This is a genomic window from Mesorhizobium huakuii (assembly GCF_030160235.1).
In the GTDB taxonomy this organism is placed as follows: Bacteria; Pseudomonadota; Alphaproteobacteria; order Rhizobiales; family Rhizobiaceae; genus Mesorhizobium; species Mesorhizobium huakuii.
This window is the reverse complement of sequence record NZ_BSNY01000078.1, coordinates 1-600: the sequence shown is the minus strand read 5'-3', so window position 1 is coordinate 600 and position 600 is coordinate 1. Positions and strand designations below refer to the sequence as shown.

Genomic DNA, 600 nt, shown 5'->3' with positions numbered 1-600 from the left:
GATTGAAGCCTGCCAGAACCTCTCAAGGAGAGCGATACGCCATGAACGAGACTATCAACATTGTTCGCCTTCGTCAGCCCGACGAGATCGATGATCCCCTGACGGATGTGCTCCGCACCGGCGCGCGCAAATTGCTGGCGCAGGCGATCGAGATGGAGGCCGAAGCGTTTCTTGCCGAGATGCGGGATCTGAAGCTGCCGGACGGACGTGAGCGGCTGGTCCGGCACGGTCGCGGCCCGGAGCGGAGCATCCAGACGGGGATCGGGCCGGTGCCCGTCAGCCGGGTGAAGGTCCGGGACCGCGGCGCGACCGGCGAAGCGGACCGGGTCCGGTTTTCCTCATCGATCCTACCCAAATGGGCGCGTCGGACGCGAAGTCTGGACGCGCTGCTTCCCGTTCTTTACCTGCGCGGCGTTTCGACGGGCGACTTTCAGGAAGCTCTGGCAGCCCTGCTCGGCAAGGAGGCAGCGAACCTCTCACCCTCGGTGATCACGCGGCTGACGGCAGAGTGGACCACCGAATACGAGCGTTGGCAAAAGCGCGATCTTTCGGCGCGCCATTATGTCTATGTGTGGGCGGACGGGGTCTATCTCCAGGCGC

General features: G+C 64.3%; 1 protein-coding gene. It reads left to right on the top strand.

Features of this window, described 5'->3' with window-relative positions; genetic code table 11:
• Positions 1 to 41 precede the first annotated feature (41 nt).
• Positions 42 to 600 (top strand): transposase (locus tag QQK95_RS33320; RefSeq protein WP_284278833.1); only part of this gene is annotated, 559 nt, incomplete at its 3' end.